Raw genomic sequence first — 382 nt, 5'->3', positions numbered from 1 at the left:
AGCCGTACCCGCAATACTGCCCGCGACGTTGCCGAGCGTCCCCGCTATGGGATGCTGTCCGGTCAACCGCTCGTGCCGCCCCTCGTCAGGGTCCAGACCGAGCAGCCCCCGGCCCGTCTTCGCCCAGTAGTCGACGGCGCGACGCTGCCACGGGCCCGTTATGGGGATACCTTCCATCATGTTGCGGGCGAACGTCTCGGCGGTTTCGAACGCGCCAAGGACGCCTTGCGGCCGCGTTGCCTGCTGCAACTGGTCGTCCGACATTTCCCAGGGATTAGGCATCACATTTTCTCCTACGGCATGACCGGCAAGTCAGGGTCGTCCAGGCGTCGCCAGTTCCGCGCGTCCTTGGAATCGCCGCCCTGATACTCGTAGCGAACGC

General features: G+C 65.4%; 1 protein-coding gene. It reads right to left on the bottom strand.

What is annotated here, in order from left to right:
• Positions 1 to 282, bottom strand: a 282-nt coding sequence (locus MUB46_RS24200; RefSeq protein ID WP_261618541.1) for a hypothetical protein, incomplete at its 3' end; no start/stop codon positions are given.
• Positions 283 to 382 lie beyond the last annotated feature (100 nt).

This window comes from Microbaculum marinisediminis (assembly GCF_025397915.1).
GTDB lineage: Bacteria > Pseudomonadota > Alphaproteobacteria > Rhizobiales > Tepidamorphaceae > Microbaculum > Microbaculum marinisediminis.
The sequence above is the reverse complement of the archived record's forward strand: the minus strand, read 5'-3'. Positions and strand labels throughout refer to the sequence as shown.